This is a genomic window from Dellaglioa sp. CoH-57-MRSF-19, assembly GCF_056781975.1.
Window position 1 is genome coordinate 1 of sequence record NZ_JBXAXW010000216.1, and the last position, 315, is coordinate 315.

Below are 315 nucleotides of genomic sequence, written 5' to 3' on the forward strand. Positions count from 1 at the left end.
GGTGGTTGCAGCTGAGCAACGGTTCATTGCCACCGGCTACGACCTCGACGCTGGGTGCCGTTATCGTCGGCGCTGGTCTGAACGTGACATCCTCAGGATTGCTGAGCACGCAGATTCAATCAGTCAATGGCAAGACCGATCAGTATTTGGTTCTGACTGCCAACGATGTTGGTGCGATTCCATCTGACCAGATAGACAAACCGGGCGGCGTTGCCGGCCTATCGGCAATTCCTAACGGTTCCAGCAACCCGACAGACAACTACGTATACGGGCGCATCAAGAATACAAAGCTTCCGCTTGGTGCTGTCTATATAG

General features: G+C 54.0%; 1 protein-coding gene. It reads left to right on the forward strand.

Annotation, left to right across the window (positions count from 1 at the left end; all coding sequences use genetic code 11):
• On the forward strand, positions 1-315 hold a 315-nt coding region (locus AC1RO3_RS08990; protein WP_481764080.1), incomplete at both ends, for a hypothetical protein.